Genomic DNA, 23197 nt, shown 5'->3' with positions numbered 1-23197 from the left:
GATGGACGGAAGAAAATATTTATTAAATGATCCAAGACTGGTGGAAGCTCAGTGTTTTTCACTGATACCGGTGGAAACAGTACATGAAAATCCATGGTTTGCGGTGCGCAATAGAAAAGGTTACTTTACTGTAGAATACAACATGCCGCAGGTACTTATTTTGCCAATCGTGGACAATAATTCGATAGTTATGGTGAGGGTTGACAGGCCTGTTGTTGCCGATAGAACTCTTGAGGTCCCTGCGGGAGGTTTGAAAGATAACGAATTGCCTGTTGAAACAGCGGGCAGAGAACTGGCTGAAGAAACTGGAATTCTTATCTCTGATCTTAATAGATTCCAGATGCTGCCCCCGCTTATACACATGTTGCGTAGTCCTGTTCTTCCATATATTTTCCAAATCCACCTTACACGGCAGGAGTTTGACTCAAGGGGAGTTCATGACAATGAAATTGTAAGCGTTGAATGCTTTACATTTAATGATATTCTTGAAAAGATTGCAGAAGGTGAAATTTATATCGGCTTTCAGATTGCGATTATTGCTAAATATCTGATAAACAGAAAAATCATAAAAATATAAGTTTTGTTGGTTCCATAATTCCAGTTGATCATGCAGAAAGTAAATGTTTTAATGGGAGATTTAAATGATAAGGGACAATATATTGAAAAGTTTTATAAGGAAAAGTGTTTTGATAACAGGGGGAACAGGCCTTATTGGAAGACAGGTTGTTAATCTTTTGTGCGATACTGGGGTGTACGTAAAGATAGTTTCCTTGGATAAGGTTAATGTAAATGATAAAGCAGAACATATTTTCGGAGACCTTACGAATTTTGAATTCTGCAAAGAAGTGACAAAAGATATGGATTTTGTTTTCCATATGGCTGGAATAAAAGGTTCTGTCGAAGTTACAAAATCAAAACCCGCAAGTTTTTTTGTTCCTCTTTTGATGTTTAATACTAATGTTTTGGAGGCAAGCAGAATCAATAAAGTTCAAAAGGTTGTTTATACAAGTTCTATAGGCGCTTACTCCAGCGCGGAAATATTTAAAGAAAACGAAAATCTTGAAGGCCCGCCGATGGATATGTTTCCAGGATGGGCGAAAAGAATGGCCGAACTTCAGGTCCAGGCTTATAAAATTCAATACGGCCTGGAAAATTTTGCCATTGTCAGGCCTTGTAACGTATACGGCCCGGGCGATAATTTTGATCCGGATAATGCAATGGTAATACCGAGTTTGATGTATAGAATTTATAATAAAGAAAATCCGGTAACAATTTGGGGTGATGGAACCGCGGTAAGAGATTTTGCGTATAGCAGAGATGTGGCTGAAGGTGTTATTCTCGCGCTCTATCACGGGACAAAATCCGGTTTTGTTAATTTAGGCAGTGGCAAAGGCGTTACTATTAAAGAACTGGTAGAAACATTAAATAGCTTTATTGACTTTAATTATAAGTTTGATACAACAAAATCTTCGGGATTCCCCAAACGGGTTATGGATATTTCTCTGGCAGCAGAGCTAATTGATTATAACCCAACAACCTCTTTACTGGATGGATTAAAAGAAACATGGAACTGGTTTTTAAAAAATCAGAATGAATATTTGAATAAAAAAAATTATTTTAAGGAGTAATTATGGAAGTCAGCAAAACAAAACTTGAAGGGGTTTTACTTATAAAGCCGCCTACTATTTTTGAAGATTTCAGGGGAAGTTATATAGAAATTTATAACGATGGTCTTTATCGGAAAGCAGGTATTAATGTCAATTTTATGCAAGATGATATTTCAGTATCCTCAAAACATGTTCTTAGAGGTATTCATGGAGATAATGATACATATAAATTAGTTTCTTGTCTATATGGAAAATTTTATCTTGTAGTTATTAATTGGGACAAGAGTTCTCCTCAGTTTGGTAAATGGGAATCTTTTGTTCTATCGGAAACTAACAGATTACAGGTTTTGGTCCCTCCGAAATTCGGGAATGGGCATCTTGTTTTAAGTGAACAGGCCATGTTTCATTATAAACAGTCTACAAATTACAACAGGGCGGGGCAGTTTACTATATTATGGAATGATCCAAAAATAAATATATGGTGGCCAGTAAAAAATCCTATGGTTTCAAGGCGAGATGAAGGGAGTGAAAATGTTTAGAAATGCTGAAGTACTGGTTGCAGGCGGAACTGGTTTTGTTGGTGCAAATTTAATTAATAGATTATTAACCTTAGGTGCTAATGTCAGGGCTACGTTGTACAGAAAAGATGCTGTTATTATTGATAAAAGAATTGAGTATGTTAAATGTAATTTACTGAATATGGATGATTGCAAAAAAGTTGTTGATGGTATGGATTATGTTTTTTTATGTGCGGCGAATACTTCCGGCGCAGCAGTAATAGCATCAACCCCGCTTGTGCATGTGACTCCGAATATAATAATGAATTCTCAAATGCTTGAGGCTGCGTATTTTGCGAAAGTAAAAAAGTTTATATGGCTGAGCAGCAATGCCGCTTATCCACCGTCTGATGATAGATATGTGAAAGAAGAAGAAATGTTTAACGGGGATCCGTATGATATCTATTTTGGTGTCGCGTGGATGAAAAGATATACTGAGATTTTATGCAGAATGTATTCAACAAAATTAAAAAATCCTATGCCGACGGTAGTGGTGCGGCCGTCAAACATTTATGGGCCGTATGATGATTTTGATTTTGCCACTTCCCATATGATGGCCGCGACAATAAGAAAAATTATTGAAAGACAGAATCCGATTAACGTATGGGGGAATGGTGATGATGTCAGGGATTTAATATATATTGATGATTTTATAGAGGCGCTTATTTTATCGGCAGAAAAGATTGAAACTTATGAGCCTGTAAATATCGCCTATGGAAAAGGCTACAGCGTAAAAGAGATTATCAATATGTGCCTTGAGGTCGAAGGGTTTAAAAATGCCGTTGTAACCTATGATTCCAGCAAACCGTCAATGATTCCAATACGTCTTATTAATGCAGAAAAAGCAGCGAAGCTGTTAGGTTTTAAAATAAAAACTGATGTTAAGACCGGAATTAAAAAGACTATGGAATGGTATAAGAAATATTATAAATAATAAATTAATATAAAAATATGGTAAATTTTGATTTTTTAAGAGAAAAGTCGGATTGGGTTTGGAAAGAAACTTTAAAGATTCACAAAATAGCGCCCGGAATTAGATTGGCGTCGGCCTTGTCTTGTGTGGAAATTCTTACAGTATTGTATTACGGAGAAATATTAGAATTTGATCCGAAAGACATTCACTCTGAAAACAGGGATAGATTTATTATCAGTAAAGCGCATGGGTCAGTTTCGTTTTATCCGATTCTTGCAGATCTCGGATATTTTGATTCAAAATATCTGAGAATGGTAGGTAAACCAGGATCAATTTTAGGGGATATTCCGGACTGTTCAATACCCGGTTATGAAACGGCTAATGGCAGTTTAGGATATGGTTTAGGGGTGGCATGCGGTATGTCTTTGGCGCTAAAAAAGAAAGGTAAGAAAGAAAAAGTTGTTGTTTTATCCGGAGATGGCGAATTATATGAAGGTTCTGTTTGGGAGGCCGTTATGTTTGCAGCCCATCATAATCTAGATAATCTGATATTAATTATTGATAACAACAAAATATGTATGCTTGATTATTGTGCGAAAATTTTGAATTTAGAACCATTGGACAAAAAATTCGAGATTTTTAATTGGAAAACAAAGATTGTGGACGGACATAATATTAAAGAATTATATGATAGTTTACTATCTTTTAAAAAAGATGAAATCAATAAACCTAAAGTGTTGATCGCAAATACAATAAAAGGCAAGAGTGTTCCGAGATTGGAAACAGATTCCTTATGCCATATAAAGGCGTTAAAAGCGGAGGAAATCGATAAATTGCTTCGGGAGAAATAATGAATAATAACCCAAAAACAATGCGTGATGCTTTGATAGAAAAAATATATGAAAGAATGTTCAACAATGATAAAATATTTTTTGTGTCGGCTGATTTTGGTTCTCCTGTTTTGGACAAATTAAGGAAAGATTTTAAAGAGAGATTCATTAATGTGGGAATCGCGGAACAAAATCTTATAAATGTTTCAACCGGTTTGGCATTAGAGGGTTATATAGTTTATGCCTATGCGATTGCGCCATTTTTGTCCATGAGATGTTATGAGCAAATAAGAATAAATTTATCCCTGATGTCTCAGATAAGAAATTTAAATGTAAATATGATTAGTGTCGGCGCCGGATTAAGTTATGATGTGACAGGCCCTACTCATCATTGTTTTGAAGATATACCGATAATCAGGGTTCTGCCTAATATTGTTGTGTTTTCACCGAGTGACCACATTATGGCGGAAAAATTTGTTGAATTTTCGCTTAATACCAATAAACCTAAATATATACGGCTGGACGGCAAGGCTCAACCTTCCATATATAATAATGAAAAAGAGATAGTTATAGAAAAAGGTTTTTACGAATTAAAGAATGGGAAAGATGTTTGTATTATATCAACAGGGTATATGACTCATAAAGCGCTCAAAGTTGTCAATATATTAAAGGAAAAAAATATTAATGCCGGCCATATTGATTTTTTTCTATTAAAGACATTTGATGAAAAGAGGCTTTCCGAAGTGATGAGTAAATATAAATATATTTTTACCATGGAAGAGGGATTTATTGATAAAGGCGGTTTAGATTCATTAATATCGAATATTTTGAGAAGAAATAAATTTTCATCTGAATTGAATGCGTTTGGTTTTGGAGATGGTTATGTGTTTGAAGTGGGTGACAGGGAATATCTGCATAAAATAAATAATCTTGACGAAGAAAGTATAATAGAAACAATTACAAAAATTATGGAATAATATTTGTTAAGGAGTTGACTTATTATGATAATAACAAGAACGCCGTTTCGAATATCTTTCTTCGGCGGCGGTACAGATTACCCTGTTTTTTTCAGAAAACATGGCGGTGTTGTTTTAAGTACAACCATCAATAAATATTGCTATATAACGTGCCGTTATTTACCCCCGTTTTTTGATCATAAGTTTCGTATAAGATATACGAATAAAGAAGAAACACAAACTATTGATGAAATTATTCATCCTTCTGTTCGGGAATGCCTGAAACATATGGGGATAGAACGAGGTGTTGAAATTGTGCACACCGGTGATATTCCCGCCATGTCCGGCATTGGGTCAAGTTCATCATTTACCGTAGGTTTGCTGAATGCATTATACGCATTGAAAGGAGAGGCAGTTACAAAAAGAAGGCTTGCTTTTGATGCTATCCATGTTGAACAAAATTTAATAGGCGAGCCGGTAGGGTCACAGGACCAGATTGCAGCTGCTTTTGGCGGCTTCAATCGAATTGAGTTCGGGTGCAAAAAAGATGACATTTTTGTCCAGACCATTCCCGTCAATGAAGAAAAACTGGAATATCTTCAACATTGTCTTTTATTTTATTTCACGGGGTATCCGAGATATTCAAGCGAGTTAGCTAAAGAGCAAATTGAAAAGACCCCCCAGAAGATTAATGAACTTAATTTGATGAAAGAAATGGTGGACGAGGCCATTAATATTCTTAGTGGGCCTGTTGAACGGTTCCACGAATTTGGAAAATTGCTCAACGAGTCATGGATGTTAAAAAGAAATCTCACGAAACTTATTTCTAATGGGAATATAAATGATATTTACACAACGGCAATTAATGCCGGGGCCATAGGTGGAAAATTATGCGGAGCCGGAGGCGGAGGTTTTATTCTTTTATTTGTTCCTCCTGAAAGGCAGGATAATGTTAAAGAAAAATTAAAAGACTTGCTTCTTGTCCCCATCCGGTTCGAAAATCTTGGATCTCATCTGGTGTTTTATTCTACATAGCTGATTTTTAAAATAATTATATCAGGAGGATATTAGCAAGAAAAATGGAACAGATACCAGTGAAATTGCCAAAGGAATACCAAATGCAGATGTTTCCTGAGAGTATCGAATTTGTTATTCCCGGTTTTGAAAGAAGTTGTGTCCCGGGCAGCAGTAAGACACTTGCGTTAAAAAAACGTGGCTGCGAAGAGTGGTATAATGAGTTTATAGATAAGTTGGTTAATGCGTGCGGCCGCCAATTCCTGCCCGTTTGCAGGATGAGTGATGGCGAGTTTCTTTTTTTACTGGGGGAACAACCTTTCGATATAAGATTGCCGTTTGTTCAAAAATTAAAACAGGAACTTAGCCGGTTTAAACACCGGATTCTTCTGAATGGCGGGCTTGGACCGTTTACTGAAGGACATTATCATTCGGGAGAATATTCTGCTGATGAGTGGCGCAAAGCACGTGTGGATTATCCTCAAATGATACGTAAAATAAGTGAAAACGGAATATTAGCACTTCATCTGAATTACACGAATGTTCCATTTCAAGAACGGTATTTCCCAGCGCTTGAACGGTGGCTAAAGGGGAAAAAAATAATCATAAATAATAATAACTATTACCCATTTTATTTTGTTTACGCTTTGCTCACTGGTCCACGGCGCGGTGAATTGTTAAAAAACCGCAGGGTTCTGGTTGTGAACGGACAAACAGGAGAAAAAAAGCAGAAAATAATAGAAGGTTTGAAGCGGGAAGGAGTGTTAGAAGTTCAGTGGTGTTCGATTTCTTTGAAAAGGTCATTATATGATTCCGTGGATATGGGCCCTTTCATTGGGAATGTAGATTTGGCATTGGTTGGCGCAGGGATTGGAAAGGCCAATATTATGGTACAAATGGAGCCGCTTAATGTGCCTTGTATTGATGCGGGATATGTCTTTGAGGTGTGGGCGGATCCAAAAAATAAGTGGGGAAGAGTTGTTTGTGCTCCAGATGATGATTGGGAGTTTATTAAATAAAGATAAGTAAATGAGCAGGCGGGGAGTTTTCCCGACTGTTCACCCTGAGCAAAGCGAAGGGGCTCTTGTATATTTTTAGATCCTTCGTCACTTCGTTCCTCAGGATGAGTGGTCGAAACACCCCGACCCCTCAAATAAATAAATGGATAAATAAGCATTGTGGATGGTTTTTATTTCTAAATGAGGAAAATAGAGGTTATAATGTGTGGAATCTTATTAACTTCCGATAATAAATACTCCAAGAAGGAGTTTTTATCTGCATTGGAACTGCTTCATCATCGCGGCCCTGATGCAATGGGTTATGTAAAAATTACGAATATTCAAATAGGCCATAAGAGGCTGAAGATTTTGGACATGGAAGATCGTAGTAATCAACCTTTTTATTCCCGTGATGAACGCCATGTTATAATTTTTAATGGTGAAATATATAATTACAGGGAGTTAGCCCGTGAGCATAATATAACTCCTTTGAAAACCACAAGCGACACGGAAGTTATTGTTGAATTATATGCTAAATATGGCCCAAAATTTTTGCAATGGCTTAATGGAATGTTTGCCTTTATAATTCTGGATACAATAACACAGGATATATTTGTGGCGCGGGATAGACTTGGTGTAAAGCCGCTTTATATATATCGAAGAAACGGGGAATTAGTATTGTCATCGGAGATAGCGCCCATATTAAAATTGACTGGTTGCAGTAAAGCCGATCCGATTGGACTGCGTCAATATCTGAAACTGCGAACGTTTTTTAATGGAAGGACCGCATATGAGGGAGTTGAGATGTTTCCTGCAGGGTGTTATATGCTATCAGGGCATATACACCGTTATTGGCAGTTTCCCGAAACTTATCAGGATCCGCCGACAGATGATGAACTAAGGCAGCTGATTATTGAGTCTGTTCAACAGAGACTTATTTCAGATGTGCCTGTTGGTTCTTATCTTAGCGGCGGTTTGGATAGCACTATTATAGCAGCATTGGCTCAAAAACCGCATACATGGACAGTTGGATTTACTGAAAATAATGAATTTAAATGGGCTCGGTTGGCTTCTAAACATATTAATAGTGAGCACCACGAGGTGTTAATTACATCCGAGGAATTTGTCACACTGGGACGCTGGATGATTAAAAAGCGGCGTGAACCATTGTCAGTGCCCAATGAAATTCTTCTATATAAAATGACCAGCGAAGTCAAAAAAGAAAATACTGTTATTCTAAGCGGAGAAGGTGCGGATGAACTTTTTTTCGGGTATGACAGGATTTTTCGGTGGGCGTCTGAAGCGAAGACATGGGATGTTGCGAAGTTTACCCAATTATACGCCTATGGTTCACATAATGATCTGGAGATTGTGGAAGATGCATTGTGTCCGTTTATGCATCGAAAGAATCCGCTGGATATTGTTGCACATTTTTTTCAAGTGGCGCATCTCCACGGTTTGCTGCGCCGGCTCGATAATTCGACAATGCTATGTTCAGTGGAGGCGCGTGTTCCTTTTGTGGATTGTCATCCGTTAATTGAACGTATGGCAGGTGTAGCGTTTAGTTATCGTATGAAGGACGGTGAGATTAAAAGCCCGTTAAAGCGCATCTTTCGGGATTTAATTCCAGAGCCGATTATTCGACGCAAAAAGGTTGGTTTCCCCGTTCCGCTAGACAATATTTCATTTGGTTTGCCGAAAGCCGCGACTCCAGTGGACCAATGGCTTGAATTTAATTTGTCGGAACTATTTGGTGCTGATATTAACTTTACCGAATTGAAAGGAGTAAATCTATGATTATTGGTTACACGACTGGTGTTTACGACCTGTTCCACATTGGGCATTTAAACCTGTTGCGAAACGCAAAATCCATGTGCGATAAACTTATTGTTGGAGTTACTACTGACGAGTTGGTATCCTACAAGGCCAAAAAGGCAGTTATCCCATTTACAGAGCGCATGGAGATTATACGCAGTATTCGATATGTAGATGCTGTAATTCCACAGGAGACAATGAATAAATTTGAGGCCTGGGAGAAACTGAAGTTTGACATAATGTTTGTAGGAGATGATTGGTACAAAGAAAATAAATGGGAAAAAATGGAGGCTGGGTTTAAAGATGTTGGAGTAAAGATCGTTTATTTCCCTTATACAAAAGGAACATCATCGACCTTAATAAATGAGGTTTTAATTAATTTGAGAAAAGGATGAATAATTTATTTAAAAAAATAATTAGAAAAATAGGCCGTGATATTATTACGGTTATTACAAAATGTAAGAAGAATAGAATTCTTTTTATGCAGGAATCATGGTCGGGTTCAAATAGTTATGCATTATGGAAATTAGCCGGTGAGGATACGAAAAAGAAGTATGAAATAATTCTATATCAGGATTCCGCTTTAGACGGGAAAGGTTTTACGCATTTTATTAAAAAGTATAGATTAATATCCTCTGCGCAATTGATAGTTACTACTCATGCCTCGTACAAGCCGAGCAAAAGACATATACATTTACAACTGTGGCACGGAGTATTTGTTAAAAAAAATGGAGTTATGCTGGATAATAAACCTGACAGCGTATTTAAAACTCAAAAAGACTGGCTTAAAGTTGATTATATAATGTCTTATTCAGAAACATGCAATACTTTTTTAAACGCATGTATGCCTACCAATTCAAACAAGTATATAATTACGGGGGCACCAAGGAACGACTTTCTTTTTGTTTCAGAAGGAATGTCCAATGTAAAGAAAATATTCGGTGAGAAAATAAAGGATGATAAACTTGTTTTTTTTCTGCCGACTTTTAGAGACTATTACGGTAAAAATCAGGGGAATAAAAACTATAATAATCCATTTGGTTTTGTAAAATTTTCCCCGGAGGGCTTTGATAAATTTTTAGAGGGAAACAAATGTAAAATAATTTTTAAACCGCACCCGCATGAAGAAGCTTTAATTATTAGTTATTTTCGTGATTATCCTTTAAAAAATATGCTTATACTTAAAGACTCGGATCTTGTTGCGAACAGCCTTGATTTATATGAGCTATTGAATGCGTCTGACATGTTAATAACAGATTATTCTTCTGTTTTTTATGACTATTTATTATTTGATAAACCAATAATATTCGCGCCTGTTGATGTTGATTCGTATAGTGCTGCAAGAGGATTTCTTATAGAATCGTTTGAAAATTGGGCTCCTGGGCCAAAGGTATTTAATCAAGATACACTGCAAAAGGAAATTTTATATTGTCTTTCTGAAAAAGATTACTATAGAGAGAAGCGCGCATGGATGAGAAACCTTCATCACCGTTATAAGGATGGAGAATCCTCAAAGCGGTTATGGGAATTTATTGAAAGGATTTTATGAAAATGTAGGTGATAGGAGGTAAATAAGAAGTGAGAAATGTTGACTATTATAGAAACTTGAAGGGTGAAATCTGGTTAAATATTGCATCATCAACCTATGTACTGGAGGAGTTTGTCAATCTTGATAACACTATATTTCTGTATTTATTAAAATATTTTAAGTTAATCAAGAGAATTGTGCCGCGAAAATATTCTGAGATTATCGAACAGTATTGTGAAGCAATGAAAAAGGTGTTGTTAATTAAGCATGATTGCAGAACTACTTTATTTTTTCCTGATAATTCTGTAGACCACATTCTATGTTCGCATTTTTTGGAGCATGTATTTCCTATTGAGATGGAGAGAATTATTAGAGATTTTTATCGCGTGATGAAGACAGGGGCTACGCTGCACGTCATCGTCCCAGATCTCAAAGAGCAGGCAGAGCGGTATCTACTTAAAAATAGGGATGCAGAATCTCGAGCCGCTGACGATTTTATTAGGGCAACTTTACTTAGCAATGAATCAAGAGGTTCTCTCAAGTATCGATTGCTAGAATTTTTCGGAGGTTTTGGGTTGCAACACCGCTTGATGTACGATTCATATTCGATGACAAAAAAGTTACGGGATGTTGGATTTAATATCCTTGATAAAAATGAAACACCGAGCAAATTGTATCGACTCAATGATAGCTCTGTTCACGTTGTTGCATGTAAACAGTGAATTCGCTCATATCTTTTTGTGTGGCAATAGGTTCGTTTAATATTATTTGAGGTGTATAATTGTGTGTGGAATTGCCGGTATATATGGAGTTTCAGATGAAGCAACAGTTGGAAGGATGATAAATGTCCAATCCCATCGCGGACCGGATGGAAGTGGAATATGGAACAATCAGGAGATTCCTGTTACACTTGGTCATTGCAGGCTCTCAATTATTGATTTATCACCCGAAGGCCATCAGCCTATGTCTTACGCTAACGGGCGATTATGGATTGCTTTTAACGGAGAGATATATAATTTCAAAGAATTAAGGTCTGAGTTGGAAGCCCTTGGGTGCCGGTTCTATTCCAACTCGGATACAGAGGTTATTCTTGCGGCATATTTAAAGTGGGGTAGGGATTCTTTTAAACGTCTGCGGGGCATGTTTGCTTTTGCATTGGTTGATAGATATCCTTCTCCAGGTTGTCCTGAGCTGATACTTGTCCGGGACAGATTGGGAATCAAACCGTTACTATATTATGAAAATGCTTCCCAACTTTTTTTTGCGTCTGAATTGCGCGGCCTTTTGGAAAATGGATGGATAAACCGGGAGATTGATCCGGATGCTTTGCTGGATTATTTAGCTGTGGGAGCGGTATTCCAGCCGAAGACAATAATTAAAGGAATTAAGGCAATTCCAGCCGGACATTGGATGGAGGTTTGTAAAAATAAGAAACGGTTTGTTAAATATTGGGACCTTCATGAAGAAACTGCTGAACTTAGAAAGGAACTACGTAATGTTTGTTTCCATGAAGCATCCGAGAGATTGAAGATATTTCTTCAGGATGCCGCTCGCTATAATTTAGTGTCAGATGTGCCGGTAGGAGCGTTTTTGAGCGGCGGAATCGATTCGACTGCAGTTGTTGGATTAATGAGTGCTGTAAGCGGGAGAAAAATAAAGACCTTTTCAGTAGGTTTTGAGAATACGCATAGTGCCATTGACGAACGGAAATATGCCCGTATAGCGGCTGATTATTTAAAAAGCGAACATGAGGAAATAGTAATAACTTCAAATGATGCATCGAAAATATTTGAGAAAATAGTAACAGCTATTGATCAGCCAAGTATCGACGGGACCAACACATGGATAATTTCTCATGCATCCCGGTATTATGTTAAAGTTTGCGTATCCGGCCTTGGAGGAGACGAGCTTTTTGCAGGGTATACACATTTTCGCTGGCTTGCAGAAGATAAAAAATTGATATCCAATCCTAATCCGATTATATATAATCTTCTGGAAAAAACACATAAACTGAGACCGAACTTTATTACATTGCGTTTGCTTTTCAAATTAGCAAGCTCAGTCGAACGTTTGACAATGCTGCGGCGCATTCTGGAGAATTTTGAGTTTGAAGATGCTGTACAACCTGAATGGTGCAAATCTTTTCGTAAACGTCTTGTAGAAGGTCAAGAGAAATTGTTAATGGCTGATGCGGATGAAGTTCAACAAACCAGTTATGCTGAGATGAAAGGTTATTTACTAAGCACTTTGCTTCGGGATGGGGATGTTATGAGTATGGCGCACGGTCTCGAGGTTCGACCAATGCTTCTGGATCATCCTCTGGTTGAATTTGCTTATGCGCTGCCTGCGGCACACAAGTTAAGTGATATAGAAACAAAAAAAATTTTTATTAATGCTGTAGCGGAATTTTTACCAGAAAAATTACGAGATCGTCCTAAGATGGGATTTGAATTACCTTTTATCAGCTGGATGAAAGGCGATTTGAAACCATGTTTTGAAGAACTTTTAAATAGCGAATCTGCAAAAAAAATATTTCGTCCGGTTTATCTTCGAAGCCTATACAGCATGCTTCGTAAAGACAGACCTCCAAGATCGCTTTGGGCATGGGGAATTTTGCTTTCATGGCTTGAGAAAAAACGGATAAAATTGAATTAAAATGAAAAGAAAGATTCTTTATATTCAACATGCGGGCGGCTTGGGCGGTTCGTGTATGAGTCTGCTCTATACATTACAGGGTCTCGACCTTTCGCGATTTGAGCCCGTCGTTGCTCTTATCCGTCCTTGTATGGAAGTAATTAATTTTTATGAAAAGGCAGGGTTTACAGTAGTAGTTGCTCCTGGAATTTATACTTTTGAGCATACCACTGCTTCTTGGGCCTGTTTGAGTTCTCCTTTAGGATGCCTTTCTTTGGTACAAAGTTTTATCCATTGGAAACAATCTATGCGTCTTACTTTGGATTTAGTTGCAAAAGTAAAACCTGATTTAGTTCATCTTAATTCTGTTGTTTTGGTTCCTTCAGCCATGGCTTTGGCAAAAGGTCGTATTCCTTTTGTTTGGCATGTCCGTGAAGCTTCGGTGAAAGGATATTTTGGCCTGAGAACAAATTTTATGAGGTTTTTGCTTAAAAAATACGGTAACGAGGTGATATTTATTTCTCACTATGATTGGGAAAACTGGATAGGCAAATCGCGGGGATGTGTTATAGCCAACTTTATTGATCTAAAAAAATTTAATCCGGATGTTTCTCCTAACGGCATAAAGATAAAAATGGGGATACCTGAAAATACTAAAATAATATTATTTTTGGGAGGGGTTTCAGAAATCAATGGGATACAGGTGCTTCTAAACGCGCTAAGTTTGGTTCGCGATTCAGTTCCGAATTTTGTCTGTATTTTGGCCGGTTCGAATCTTTTGTCGTCCGGGAGATTAGTTTCGTTGATGGTAAGAAAAATTTTATCGTTGTTTGGATCGGGTGTGTTAGCGCAGAAAGTGGAGAAACAAGTCCATGAGTTGGGCATACAATCCCACTTGAAATTTTTGCCCTTTCAGGAAGATATTACGCCTTTTATTGCCGCAAGCCATATAATCGTTTTCCCTGCTACTCAGCCTCATTTTGCCCGGCCAGTTATTGAGGCCGCAGCCATGGGGAAACCTTCTATCGGGTCGGATTTGGGTGGGATTAATGAGCTGATTGAACATGGGCGTACTGGTCTTTTAGTTAAACCCAATTCTCCGGATGCTTTAGCTGGGGCATTGGAGGAACTTTTATTAGATTCGGATAAAATGAGAGAACTGGGTGAAAATGCTTTTAATAAGGCGCGGATAGATTTTAATATTAAGCGGCAAATGGCCAAAATAACCGGAATTTATGATTCAATTCTTGGCTGAAAGGATTAACATTTTGTAATGAATTATTTAAAAACAAGTTTGTTTATTCCTATTACTGTTGTTTGTTTCTCTTGTTTTTTGTTGTCTTTTATTAGTGTTACACTGTCAACCTTTCTGGGCATTTGCCTATCTTTTTGGCTTATAATGCGTGGTAGGCCGGATGGTATTTTGGGGCTGTTTTTACTGTATTTAACGCGTTATTATTTTTATAATATCAATGATGGGTCAATACCTGATGAGTTTAGAGAATATGTTATTGTGGCAGGATTACCTATAAATGTCGAAACAGTGGCTTGTGGTTTTATTAGTTTACGGGTTTTTCTGGAGAAACTTGTTCGACCTAGAACCTTTAAATCACAATTTCCAAAAATTCTTTTATCACTTTGGTTAACAGCTTTTTTGCCTGTTTTGATCGGGTTTTATTTAGCCTACCAGACGAGAAATCCTAACTGGACGCGCGGCCTACGTTTTTTAATGATTACAGGAAGTTATTTCTATGGCTATATTCTGGCCAAACATTGGCCAAGGGAGAAAAATGACATTTTAATTCCCATTCTTCTGCCATTTGTTATTATTATGTTTTCATTGATGTGCTTGGGAGTTTATTGGTCACATCACGGTTTCCTTTTCATGGGTTTGAGCGGGGCTTTTTCGATCTATTTGATTTACAATCGGCCGCTTAAATATCGTCTGTTAGGGATATTGGTGTTTTTTTTATTAGTAGAATATGCGATAAAAGGTTCTATAACTACTATAGGAATTATTTCGCTATCTGTCCTTTTATCTTATTTAGGTGAAAAAAAACAGAAGCCGCTTATCAACACTTCTTATGGTTCTATAATAAAAAGACCAAACTCAATTTTTCGTAATCGTATTGCGAAATTTATTGGAGGTATAGCAATTTTAGGGATTCTGTTCTTTTCTGCTGGTATCAGTTTACTGGGATATCATCCTGACTATAAACCTTCACTTTCACATGGTTCTTATTATGGTACCTTTGCGGAAAGGTTTAAAGCCAAATTACTGTCTGACCGGTTACCTTTCTGGCATGCAGCATTAAAACAGATTATTTCAGGGCCTTATTTCGTTATTCCTTCCGGTAAGCCGTTGCTTTTGGAAACTCCTGGTCTTCCCGATGAGTGGGTAGTGGGCGCTCATAACACCGCTCTTGAAATTTTACGGCTTGATGGATTATTCGCTGGGACAATCATGCTTGTTATTTTATTCCTTGCTTTGAAGAATAATCTTTTGGTATTGACGAAATCTACCGATCCGGTTCTTAAGAGTTTGGCTGCGGGTATTTTGGGTGTTGGTATTGTAGGAATGACAACGGGTGATTTTCCGGCAGACCAAACTGTGGGATTTTGGATTTGGAGTTTGGCCGGGCTGTGTCATTGTTTGTTTCTGCAAGATAGCCCTTTATCTGAAAATAGGCAGTTGCGGCCTTTTCAACGAAGTCAATCTTTAGTACCTGGACTAAAACGATAAATGGAGGTCTAATTGGCAAAGTGGTTGTTATGGTTGGGTGGAATTTTTAGTGAAGATTCTTTAGTAAAACACCCTGCTACCAGTCCTGCCGCTAACCGCTGGCAGGCAGGATTGATCAAGGCTTTAAGTGAGCAGGGATTTTCCATTGTTCTGATATCGCATTTACCCGAACCCATATGGCCGAGAGGGAAATATAATCCAGGCAGTTTTGGTGACCTTGATCCGGGTTTTGATAGCCGCTTTGTTCATTATTGGAACATTCCATTATTGAGAGTTGCCAGTTTACGCCGGGTATATATTAAGGCTATTTGTGAAATCTGTGAGAAGCGAGGAAACCCTTTGGCAGTATTTTCCTATAACCCGAACCCTGAGAGTATAACTGCTGGACTTTATGCGCAGAAAAATTACCATGTTCCATGGATAGATATATGCGCTGATCAATATGATCCTGGTCCTAATTGGGCCCGGTATCCTTCTGGTGCTGATATGGCGAAAGGCCATGTATTTTTGTCCTATCACGCTTTTCAAAATTGTCCTTTTCCGAAAAAATTGCATTTAGATGGGGGAATCAGCCTCTTGCGATTTAACCCGGAAACACAGTCTAACAAGGGATCGGAGAATAAAAAAATTGTTCTATATACAGGGATGATGAGTGTTTGGGGAGGGGTCAGTTTTTTACTAAAGGCTTTTGAACAGATTCGCGATACTAACATTGAGCTCTGGATTTGTGGACATGGAAGCAGTTCAGATTTGAAGGCCGCTCTCAAGCAAGATTCCCGCATACGTTTTTTCGGCCTTGTTCCTGAGTCACAGCTTCAGAAAATGTGCAGGCAGGCATCTGTTCTGGTAAATCCGAGGCCTTCACGTGTTCCCGGCAATAATATGAATTTCCCTTCAAAGATTTTAGAATACTTGAGTTACGGGAAACCGGTTATTAGCACATGGACATCTGGACTTAGTCCTGAGTATCGTGATGTGCTTGAAGTATTGAAAGAAGAAACCGAAGATTGTTTAGCAAAAACGATTGAAAATGTGTTGCATTGGCCTGATAATAGAATAGGCCAAAATTCTATGAAGATAAAGGACTTTTTGTTGAAAAAAAAGACTTGGAGTTACCAGGCTGATAGATTAATTAATTGGCTGCAGGATGACATATTGTGAATGTTGTAAAAACTTCTGGAACTAAAATTAATATTGCTATTTCATGGTCGGGTATTCCTGCTTATGGTGCCCGTCTTATCCGGGAAGGTATTAAGAGATTGGGGCATCCTGTAATAGTTATCGGAACAATGCCGCAAATGTCTACCAAGGATTCGGAGGAACTTCTCGGCCAAAAAATTTACTGGATAGATAAATCAAATGTGAACTCATGGCATGACATTGATTTATCTATTCCGGATATTTTTTTTCAAGCAGGCTGGTTTATTCCTTCATTTAATAAGTTAGGGAGAGAAGTCAGAGATAATGGTGGAAAAGTTATATGTCTTATAGATAATTGCTGGAAAAACAACATACGGCAATGGATGGGAGCAGTTAAATTTCGTTTTTTTTATAAAAAATGGTTTTCAGCAGTTTGGGTGCCCGGCGAATCAGCGGTTCACCTTATGCGTTTTTTTGGCATGCCTTCTTCACAGATATATACGGGCCTTTATGGGTCAGATTCTAATTGCTTTACTCCTGGGCCTATTCTAACTCAGAGGCCTAAGCAGTTTATTTTTATCGGGCAGTTTATTGCCCGAAAAGGGGTTTCTACCCTGGCAAAAGCATTCAAGATATTCCATCAGGATTTTCCTGATTGGAAAATCCTCGTGTATGGTGCTGGTGAATATAAAAACCTTCTGGAAAGTTGTCCGGGTGTAATAGTTCATCCATTTATGCAGTCTCTTCAAATAGCCGATGCTTTAAAGCGGTCGAGATTTTTAGTGCTGCCCAGTATAGAAGATCACTGGCCATTGGTTGTCTCGGAGGCTGCTCTGACAGGATGTGGTTTGATTCTTAGCGATCGGGTAGGAAACCGCTATGAATTTTTAAATAAAAAGAACGGATTTATTTTTAAAGCAAAATCGGTTAACGAGTTATCAGAAAAACTAAAAGAAGCTGCTTCCTTACCTGGTTGGAAATTAAATGAGGTTTATAACGAGAGCAAACGGTTAAGTTCATTTTACGTGCATACCCATTGGGCTGAAAAATTTCATCAAATTATATCGGAAATTAGAAGCAGTTAAACTAAATTATGTAAATAATGAAAATAAAAATATTTATTGCCAGGATGTTAACTATCTCCCTGATAGGAAAAATTTTGTCTTATTTCTATAATGATAAAATTCCTTTCAGGGGTATGGTATTTAATACTTCAATTCCTGAGATTTCTCCAGCAACTAAGGCTGAACTTTTTTGGAAAATATATGAAAGTGCAGAGATTCGTTTTATTCAAAAGTATTTGCCTGAGTCGTTCGATGTTATTGAGTTAGGCAGTTCTATTGGAGTTGTTTCTTCACTCATCAGAAAACGTCTCTATAAAAATGCCTGTTTAATTTGTGTGGAAGCGCACCCTGCATTGAGTAGGCATATACCTGTAAACTTAAATCTTAACCGTCTATATCATAATGTAGAATGCCTCAATATGGCCATTAATTATAATAAAAAAAGTAATAATAATGTCTTTTTTACACCAGGCCATTTATCAACGACAGGAAGATTAACTTGTGGAAATCCGCAACATAATTCTATTATGGTTAAAGCGGTTACTTTATTTGAATTGAAATCCGCTTATCATATTAATGATTTTGTGCTCATAGCGGATATAGAAGGTGAAGAAGTCTATATTATTCGTCAAGACAGAGAAGCGTTGCGTGACTGCCAGCATATTTTTTTTGAATTACATAATACAACGTATGCCGGAGTTCCGGTATCTGTGGATGATATGTTAAAAGAGTTAATTGATATTCACGGTTTCTATTTACAGGACAGGCATGATAATGTGGTTTATTTAAACAGGAATACAGGAACAATTGCGAAATAGAGAAAATATTTTCTGTTCTCAAAACTATATTAATTGATTGTAAATTTAAGGAATTATCAATGAAAATTGCGTTTATTTATTCGTTAGAGGATGCTCAATCAATCTCAAGGCCTTTGCAGTCCTGGTCAGACATATCGTTTGGAATTTCTTACATTTCTTCTGTATTAAAAATTAATGGTTACGAAACTCAACTTGTAGTATTAGGAAGCAGTAATCCATGGGAAAAGAACATAAAGCTGTTAAACAAGTTTGTAGAGAAGTTTTTTCCTCATGTTATTTGTTTTACTGCCGTAACGAGTCAGTATCCTTTCATTGAAAAAATAGCAAGTTTTATAAAAAGTCAATGGCCTGATAAATATCTTATTATCGGTGGAGTACATGCTACTTTGAATCCTTCCGAGGTAATAAACGGCCATTTTGACGCTGTTTGCATAGGGGAAGGAGAATATTCAATGTTAGAATTATGCCGCCAGATAGAAGCGGGTACTGTCCCCCACGGGATTCAAAATCTATGGATAAAATCTTCGGACGGAAATATTGAAAGGAATTCTACCCGTCCTTTTTTTCAAGATATTGATAGTTTGCCATTTCCGGATAGGGCAATATGGATACCATGGATGAAAGAACAGTCGGGGGCTGAATTAGCTGTATTGCTGGGGCGGGGCTGTCCCCACGGTTGTACATATTGTTGCAACCACGCTCTTAAAAAAGTTGCTGCTGGAAAATATGTGAGATTTCGTTCTCCTGAAAATATTATCAAAGAAATTGCTTTTCTTCATACAACATATCCGACACAATCAAGAATATATTTCGAGGTAGAATCTATAGCTTTGAATAAAGCTTGGCTTTTTGAATTTTGTAAACAGCTTGAAAGGTTTAACGCAACAATTGATAATTTTATTTCGTATGGCTGTAATTTCCGAATTTCCCCGCAATCAAAAGATGAAGACATATTATTTGCGCTCAAAAAAGCGCATTTTTATAAAATTAATATTGGTCTTGAGTCAGGAAGTGAACGGGTTCGCAAGGAAATACTCAAGCGGGACTATTCAAACAAGGATTTTTTGGATGTTACTGCTATGGCGCGTAAAGCTGGGCTTAAAATCTTTGTGTTTAATATAATAGGCCTTCCCGGCGAGGCTTACAATGATTATATGGAAACAGTTTTAGTAAATCGTCAATGCCAGCCGGATTTTCATTATTCGGGGATTTTTTTCCCATATCCGGGCACAGAATTATATAACATGTGTATTCGGGAAGGTTATCTAAAACCACCTATTGATTATCGGCTGGAACGGAGACAGCCTGTGATTGATTTCCCTCATTTTTCTAAACGTCAAATTCAAAAAGCATATACATGGTTTAATTATCAGGTTTATAAAGGTTATAAACCGCTTTGGTGGATTTTGATGCAAACTTTTATGGTCAAAGTTCGGTCCGGCATAACTCTTAATTTTTTATTCTTAAGGGTTACACATTGGTCGGGATTTAACTATCTGCGGGAAAAGCTGGCAAGAATTTGAAGAACAGTATTGATAGTTTTGCTCATTGAAATAAGATGAGTGTTTTGGAATAATGAAAAATAATGAAGAGTTTTAATGATAAACCAATTATTCTTACTTTTATTGGCAATTATCTTCCCGGCTATAAAGCAGGAGGTATCTTGCGCACAATCGCCAACACTGTTGATTATTTATGTGATGATTTCGACTTTCGTATAGTTACGCGAGACAGGGATTTGGGGGAAGATATTCCTTACGCCTGCATAAAGCCTAATCAATGGAATAAGGTTGGCAATGCAGTGGTTTTTTATTTGCAACCGCAGACGAGCACTGTAAAAGATATATTGAATTTGCTGAAAAATACCCCACATGATGTAGTTTACCTAAATAGCTTTTTTGATCCTCTTACCGTAAAGGTGTTATTAATCCGCAAGTTTGGTTTTGCAAAATTTAAACATATAATTGTTGCACCGCGTGGAGAGTTTGCCTGGGGGTCATTAGGTTTGAAATATCCAAAAAAGTTCATTTATATTCAGATGGCCAGGTTGTTCGGATTTTATAATAAGGTTATATGGCAGGCATCTAGTGAATTTGAAGTAAAGGATATCATTAAGATTATGAAGGTGAAACCTGATACAATCCGCATAGCGCGTGATTTGCCAAACAAAGTTATTTCTGATAAATATCCTGAAGTAACTTTGCAACCATCATCTGATTTTGAAAATTTAAAAGTTGTATTTTTATCCCGAATTGCGCGGGAAAAGAGATTAGATTATGCTTTAAATGTTTTAAGTAAAGTTAAAACAAAGGTGATTTTTGATATCTATGGGCCTGCAGAAGATACGGTTTATTGGAAAGAATGCCAGGAATTAATGAATAGGATGCCCGATAACGTGAAGGTAAATTATTTCGGAAGTGTAAACCCCGGTGAAGTTGGACATGTTTTTAGCCAGTACGATCTTTTTTTACTTCCGACAGCCGGAGAGAATTACGGACATGTCATTATTGAATCTTTAACAGCAGGGACACCGGTACTGATTAGTAACAAAACTTCCTGGCGTAATTTACAGGCCGATGGATTAGGCTGGGATATAGATTTAACTCAGATGGATTCTTTTGTAAAAACAATTGAGAATTTTGCCTTATTGAGCTATAATGAACGTTTAAAGAAACGGGCTGTTGTTAAGGCTAAAATTATTGAGCGCTTATTAGATCCTACTATATTGGAGGGGAATCGCCAGCTTTTTAAGGGGAAATAGTTGCGTTGAAAATATTTTTGAATAACCATTTTTCTGGCCAGGTTTTTTTAATATGAGGAGCTGTGAATATGAGTAAAACAAAGTATCAAATATGCTCAAACTGCATAATGGACACTACCGACCCCAATATTACTTTTGATGAGCGGGGCTGGTGCGACTATTGCCGTAATTACCATAAAAATATTTTGCCGAATTGGCACCCAAATGAGAATGGTGAAAAGATGCTTGCTCCTCTCGTTGAGAGGATCAAGAAGGATGGAAAAGGGCGCGGCCACGATTGTCTTATCGGCATAAGCGGCGGTGTTGACAGTTCATATTGTGCATATCTTGCAAAAAAAAGATTTGGCTTAAGACCGTTGTTGTTTCATGTCGACGCCGGCTGGAACTCGCAGGAAAGCGTAAATAATATTGAAAGGTTGATCGACGGACTCAATCTTGACTTACATACGGAGGTTGTTGATTGGCTTGAGATGAAGGATTTGCAGTTAGCTTTTTTTAAAGCGCAGGTTCCTCATATTGACACGCCGCAGGATCATGCATTTTTTGCCGCGCTTTATAATTTTGCGGCAAAGAACGGTTTCAGATACGTATTAACAGGCGCGAACTATTCTACTGAATGTGTTCGCGAACCGCTTGAATGGCATTACCATGCTTCCGATTTACGTCAGATAAGAGATATTCACCGCCGTTTTGGTCACCGCCCTTTAAAAACATTTCCATTAGCTGATATTTTTAAATATAAGTTATACTACCGGTATATTAAAGGTGTCAGGGTAGTAAAACTGCTAAATTATGTTTCTTATATTAAAGAAGAGGCCATGCAAGAGTTGATGGACAAATTTGGCTGGCAAAAATACGCTCATAAGCATTACGAATCGCGTTTTACAAGATTTTATGAAGGATATTGGCTTCCAACAAAGTTTGGATATGATAAGCGCCGAGCGCATTTTTCCAGTTTAATTTTAACCAAACAAATGACACGCGAAGCAGCGCTTGAACGTATTGCACAAAAAGCATATGATGAGCAGACAATGATCCAGGACTTCGAGTATGTAGCTACAAAGCTGGGTCTGACTGTGCCTGAACTGCGGGAGATAATGAACGGTAAGAATAAGACTTACCGGGATTACAAATCCAGCATGCCTTTAATCAGTTTTGCAACAAATATTTTGCGAATGTTTAGGATACAAAAGGTAATAATCCGATGATATCAATAATTGATTACGGATTGGGAAATGTGAGAGCGTTTGCTAATGTCTATAAAAAATTAAATATACCGGCTAAAATTGTTAAGCAACCCGAAGATTTAGAAAATGCCAGTAAGGTGATATTACCGGGCGTTGGCTCTTTTGATTATGCGATGCAGATGCTTCAAAAATCAGGTATGCGGCAGTTCCTTGATGAGATTGTGCTTAGTCGTCATATACCAGTTTTGGGTATATGTGTTGGGATGCAGATACTTGCACGTTCCAGCGAGGAGGGAAACCTGCCTGGTCTTGGGTGGATAGATGGGGAGATAAAAAGGTTCAATCCTTCTTCTTCAGGATATTCAATGTGTGTGCCTCACATGGGCTGGAACAATATCAAACCATTAAAAATGAATGGTTTGCTGCAGGGTCTTGATATTAACGCGCGCTTTTATTTTTTACATTCATATTATTTTCAAAGCCGTGAAAGCGGGAATGTTATTGCTGTAACTGATTATGGCGGAGAATTTGCCTGTGCAGTGAATTCCGGAAATGTTTTTGGTGTTCAATTTCATCCGGAAAAAAGTCATCAATGGGGTATTAGGCTCCTTGAAAATTTTGGAAAGCTGTAA

The 23197-nt window shown here is 37.5% G+C and carries 22 protein-coding genes; all 22 read left to right on the top strand.

Going from position 1 to position 23197, the window contains the following annotated elements; translation table 11 throughout:
- Position 1 precedes the first annotated feature (1 nt).
- The 22 genes from AB1498_08910 to hisH all read left to right on the top strand — a co-directional run bounded on the left by AB1498_08910 (position 2) and on the right by hisH (position 23197).
- Positions 2-577 (top strand): NUDIX hydrolase, encoded by a 576-nt coding sequence (locus AB1498_08910; protein ID MEW6088408.1) that lies wholly within the window; start codon positions 2-4, stop codon positions 575-577.
- Between the two features lie 64 nt (positions 578-641).
- A complete protein-coding gene (locus AB1498_08905; GenBank protein ID MEW6088407.1) occupies positions 642-1628 on the top strand; it encodes an NAD-dependent epimerase/dehydratase family protein in 987 nt (328 codons plus the stop codon).
- Between the two features lie 2 nt (positions 1629-1630).
- Positions 1631-2146, top strand: coding sequence for a dTDP-4-dehydrorhamnose 3,5-epimerase family protein (locus tag AB1498_08900; GenBank protein ID MEW6088406.1), 516 nt, complete (start codon positions 1631-1633; stop codon positions 2144-2146).
- A complete protein-coding gene (locus AB1498_08895; protein ID MEW6088405.1) occupies positions 2139-3098 on the top strand; it encodes an NAD(P)-dependent oxidoreductase in 960 nt (319 codons plus the stop codon). Before AB1498_08900 ends, AB1498_08895 begins: the two co-directional genes overlap by 8 nt.
- 17 nt (positions 3099-3115) lie before the next feature.
- On the top strand, positions 3116-3928 hold the full coding sequence (locus AB1498_08890; protein ID MEW6088404.1) for a thiamine pyrophosphate-dependent enzyme: 813 nt from the start codon (positions 3116-3118) through the stop codon (positions 3926-3928).
- On the top strand, positions 3928-4884 hold the full coding sequence (locus AB1498_08885) for a transketolase C-terminal domain-containing protein (GenBank protein ID MEW6088403.1): 957 nt from the start codon (positions 3928-3930) through the stop codon (positions 4882-4884). The genes AB1498_08890 and AB1498_08885 overlap by 1 nt, the downstream gene beginning before the upstream one ends.
- 24 nt (positions 4885-4908) lie before the next feature.
- Positions 4909-5898, top strand: coding sequence for a kinase (locus AB1498_08880; protein ID MEW6088402.1), 990 nt, complete (start codon positions 4909-4911; stop codon positions 5896-5898).
- A gap of 44 nt (positions 5899-5942) precedes the next feature.
- Positions 5943-6896 (top strand): hypothetical protein, encoded by a 954-nt coding sequence (locus AB1498_08875; GenBank protein ID MEW6088401.1) that lies wholly within the window; start codon positions 5943-5945, stop codon positions 6894-6896.
- A gap of 201 nt (positions 6897-7097) precedes the next feature.
- The gene (gene asnB, locus AB1498_08870; protein ID MEW6088400.1) at positions 7098-8672 is read left to right on the top strand and encodes an asparagine synthase (glutamine-hydrolyzing); all 1575 of its coding nucleotides are present in this window, start codon (positions 7098-7100) and stop codon (positions 8670-8672) included.
- Entirely contained in the window at positions 8669-9085 is a 417-nt protein-coding gene (locus AB1498_08865; GenBank protein MEW6088399.1) for an adenylyltransferase/cytidyltransferase family protein, read from the top strand. Before asnB (AB1498_08870) ends, AB1498_08865 begins: the two co-directional genes overlap by 4 nt.
- On the top strand, positions 9082-10239 hold the full coding sequence (locus AB1498_08860; protein MEW6088398.1) for a CDP-glycerol glycerophosphotransferase family protein: 1158 nt from the start codon (positions 9082-9084) through the stop codon (positions 10237-10239). Before AB1498_08865 ends, AB1498_08860 begins: the two co-directional genes overlap by 4 nt.
- A 29-nt stretch (positions 10240-10268) precedes the next feature.
- Positions 10269-10940, top strand: a complete 672-nt coding sequence (locus AB1498_08855) for a methyltransferase domain-containing protein (GenBank protein MEW6088397.1) — start codon at positions 10269-10271, stop codon at positions 10938-10940.
- A 61-nt stretch (positions 10941-11001) separates the two neighbouring features.
- Positions 11002-12873: an asparagine synthase (glutamine-hydrolyzing) gene (asnB, locus tag AB1498_08850; protein MEW6088396.1), complete on the top strand. Its 1872-nt coding sequence runs from the start codon at positions 11002-11004 to the stop codon at positions 12871-12873.
- Position 12874: 1 nt separating this feature from the next.
- Positions 12875-14107 (top strand): glycosyltransferase family 4 protein, encoded by a 1233-nt coding sequence (locus AB1498_08845; GenBank protein ID MEW6088395.1) that lies wholly within the window; start codon positions 12875-12877, stop codon positions 14105-14107.
- Between the two features lie 18 nt (positions 14108-14125).
- Entirely contained in the window at positions 14126-15595 is a 1470-nt protein-coding gene (locus AB1498_08840; GenBank protein MEW6088394.1) for a hypothetical protein, read from the top strand.
- 12 nt (positions 15596-15607) lie between these two features.
- A complete protein-coding gene (locus tag AB1498_08835) occupies positions 15608-16756 on the top strand; it encodes a glycosyltransferase family 4 protein (protein MEW6088393.1) in 1149 nt (382 codons plus the stop codon).
- The gene (locus AB1498_08830; GenBank protein MEW6088392.1) at positions 16753-17820 is read left to right on the top strand and encodes a glycosyltransferase family 4 protein; all 1068 of its coding nucleotides are present in this window, start codon (positions 16753-16755) and stop codon (positions 17818-17820) included. The genes AB1498_08835 and AB1498_08830 overlap by 4 nt, the downstream gene beginning before the upstream one ends.
- Positions 17821-17837: 17 nt before the next feature.
- Positions 17838-18617 carry an FkbM family methyltransferase gene (locus tag AB1498_08825; GenBank protein ID MEW6088391.1) on the top strand — a complete coding sequence of 260 codons (780 nt, stop codon included), beginning with the start codon at positions 17838-17840 and terminating at the stop codon, positions 18615-18617.
- 59 nt (positions 18618-18676) lie between these two features.
- The gene (locus AB1498_08820; protein ID MEW6088390.1) at positions 18677-20140 is read left to right on the top strand and encodes a radical SAM protein; all 1464 of its coding nucleotides are present in this window, start codon (positions 18677-18679) and stop codon (positions 20138-20140) included.
- Positions 20141-20202: 62 nt separating this feature from the next.
- Positions 20203-21378, top strand: a complete 1176-nt coding sequence (locus AB1498_08815) for a glycosyltransferase family 4 protein (GenBank protein ID MEW6088389.1) — start codon at positions 20203-20205, stop codon at positions 21376-21378.
- A gap of 68 nt (positions 21379-21446) precedes the next feature.
- Entirely contained in the window at positions 21447-22586 is a 1140-nt protein-coding gene (locus AB1498_08810; protein ID MEW6088388.1) for an N-acetyl sugar amidotransferase, read from the top strand.
- Positions 22583-23197, top strand: coding sequence for an imidazole glycerol phosphate synthase subunit HisH (gene hisH / locus AB1498_08805; GenBank protein MEW6088387.1), 615 nt, complete (start codon positions 22583-22585; stop codon positions 23195-23197). The genes AB1498_08810 and hisH overlap by 4 nt, the downstream gene beginning before the upstream one ends.

It is taken from the genome of bacterium (assembly GCA_040754625.1).
Taxonomy (GTDB): Bacteria; JACRDZ01; JAQUKH01; order JAQUKH01; family JAQUKH01; genus JAQUKH01.
The sequence above is the reverse complement of the archived record's forward strand: the minus strand, read 5'-3'. Positions and strand labels throughout refer to the sequence as shown.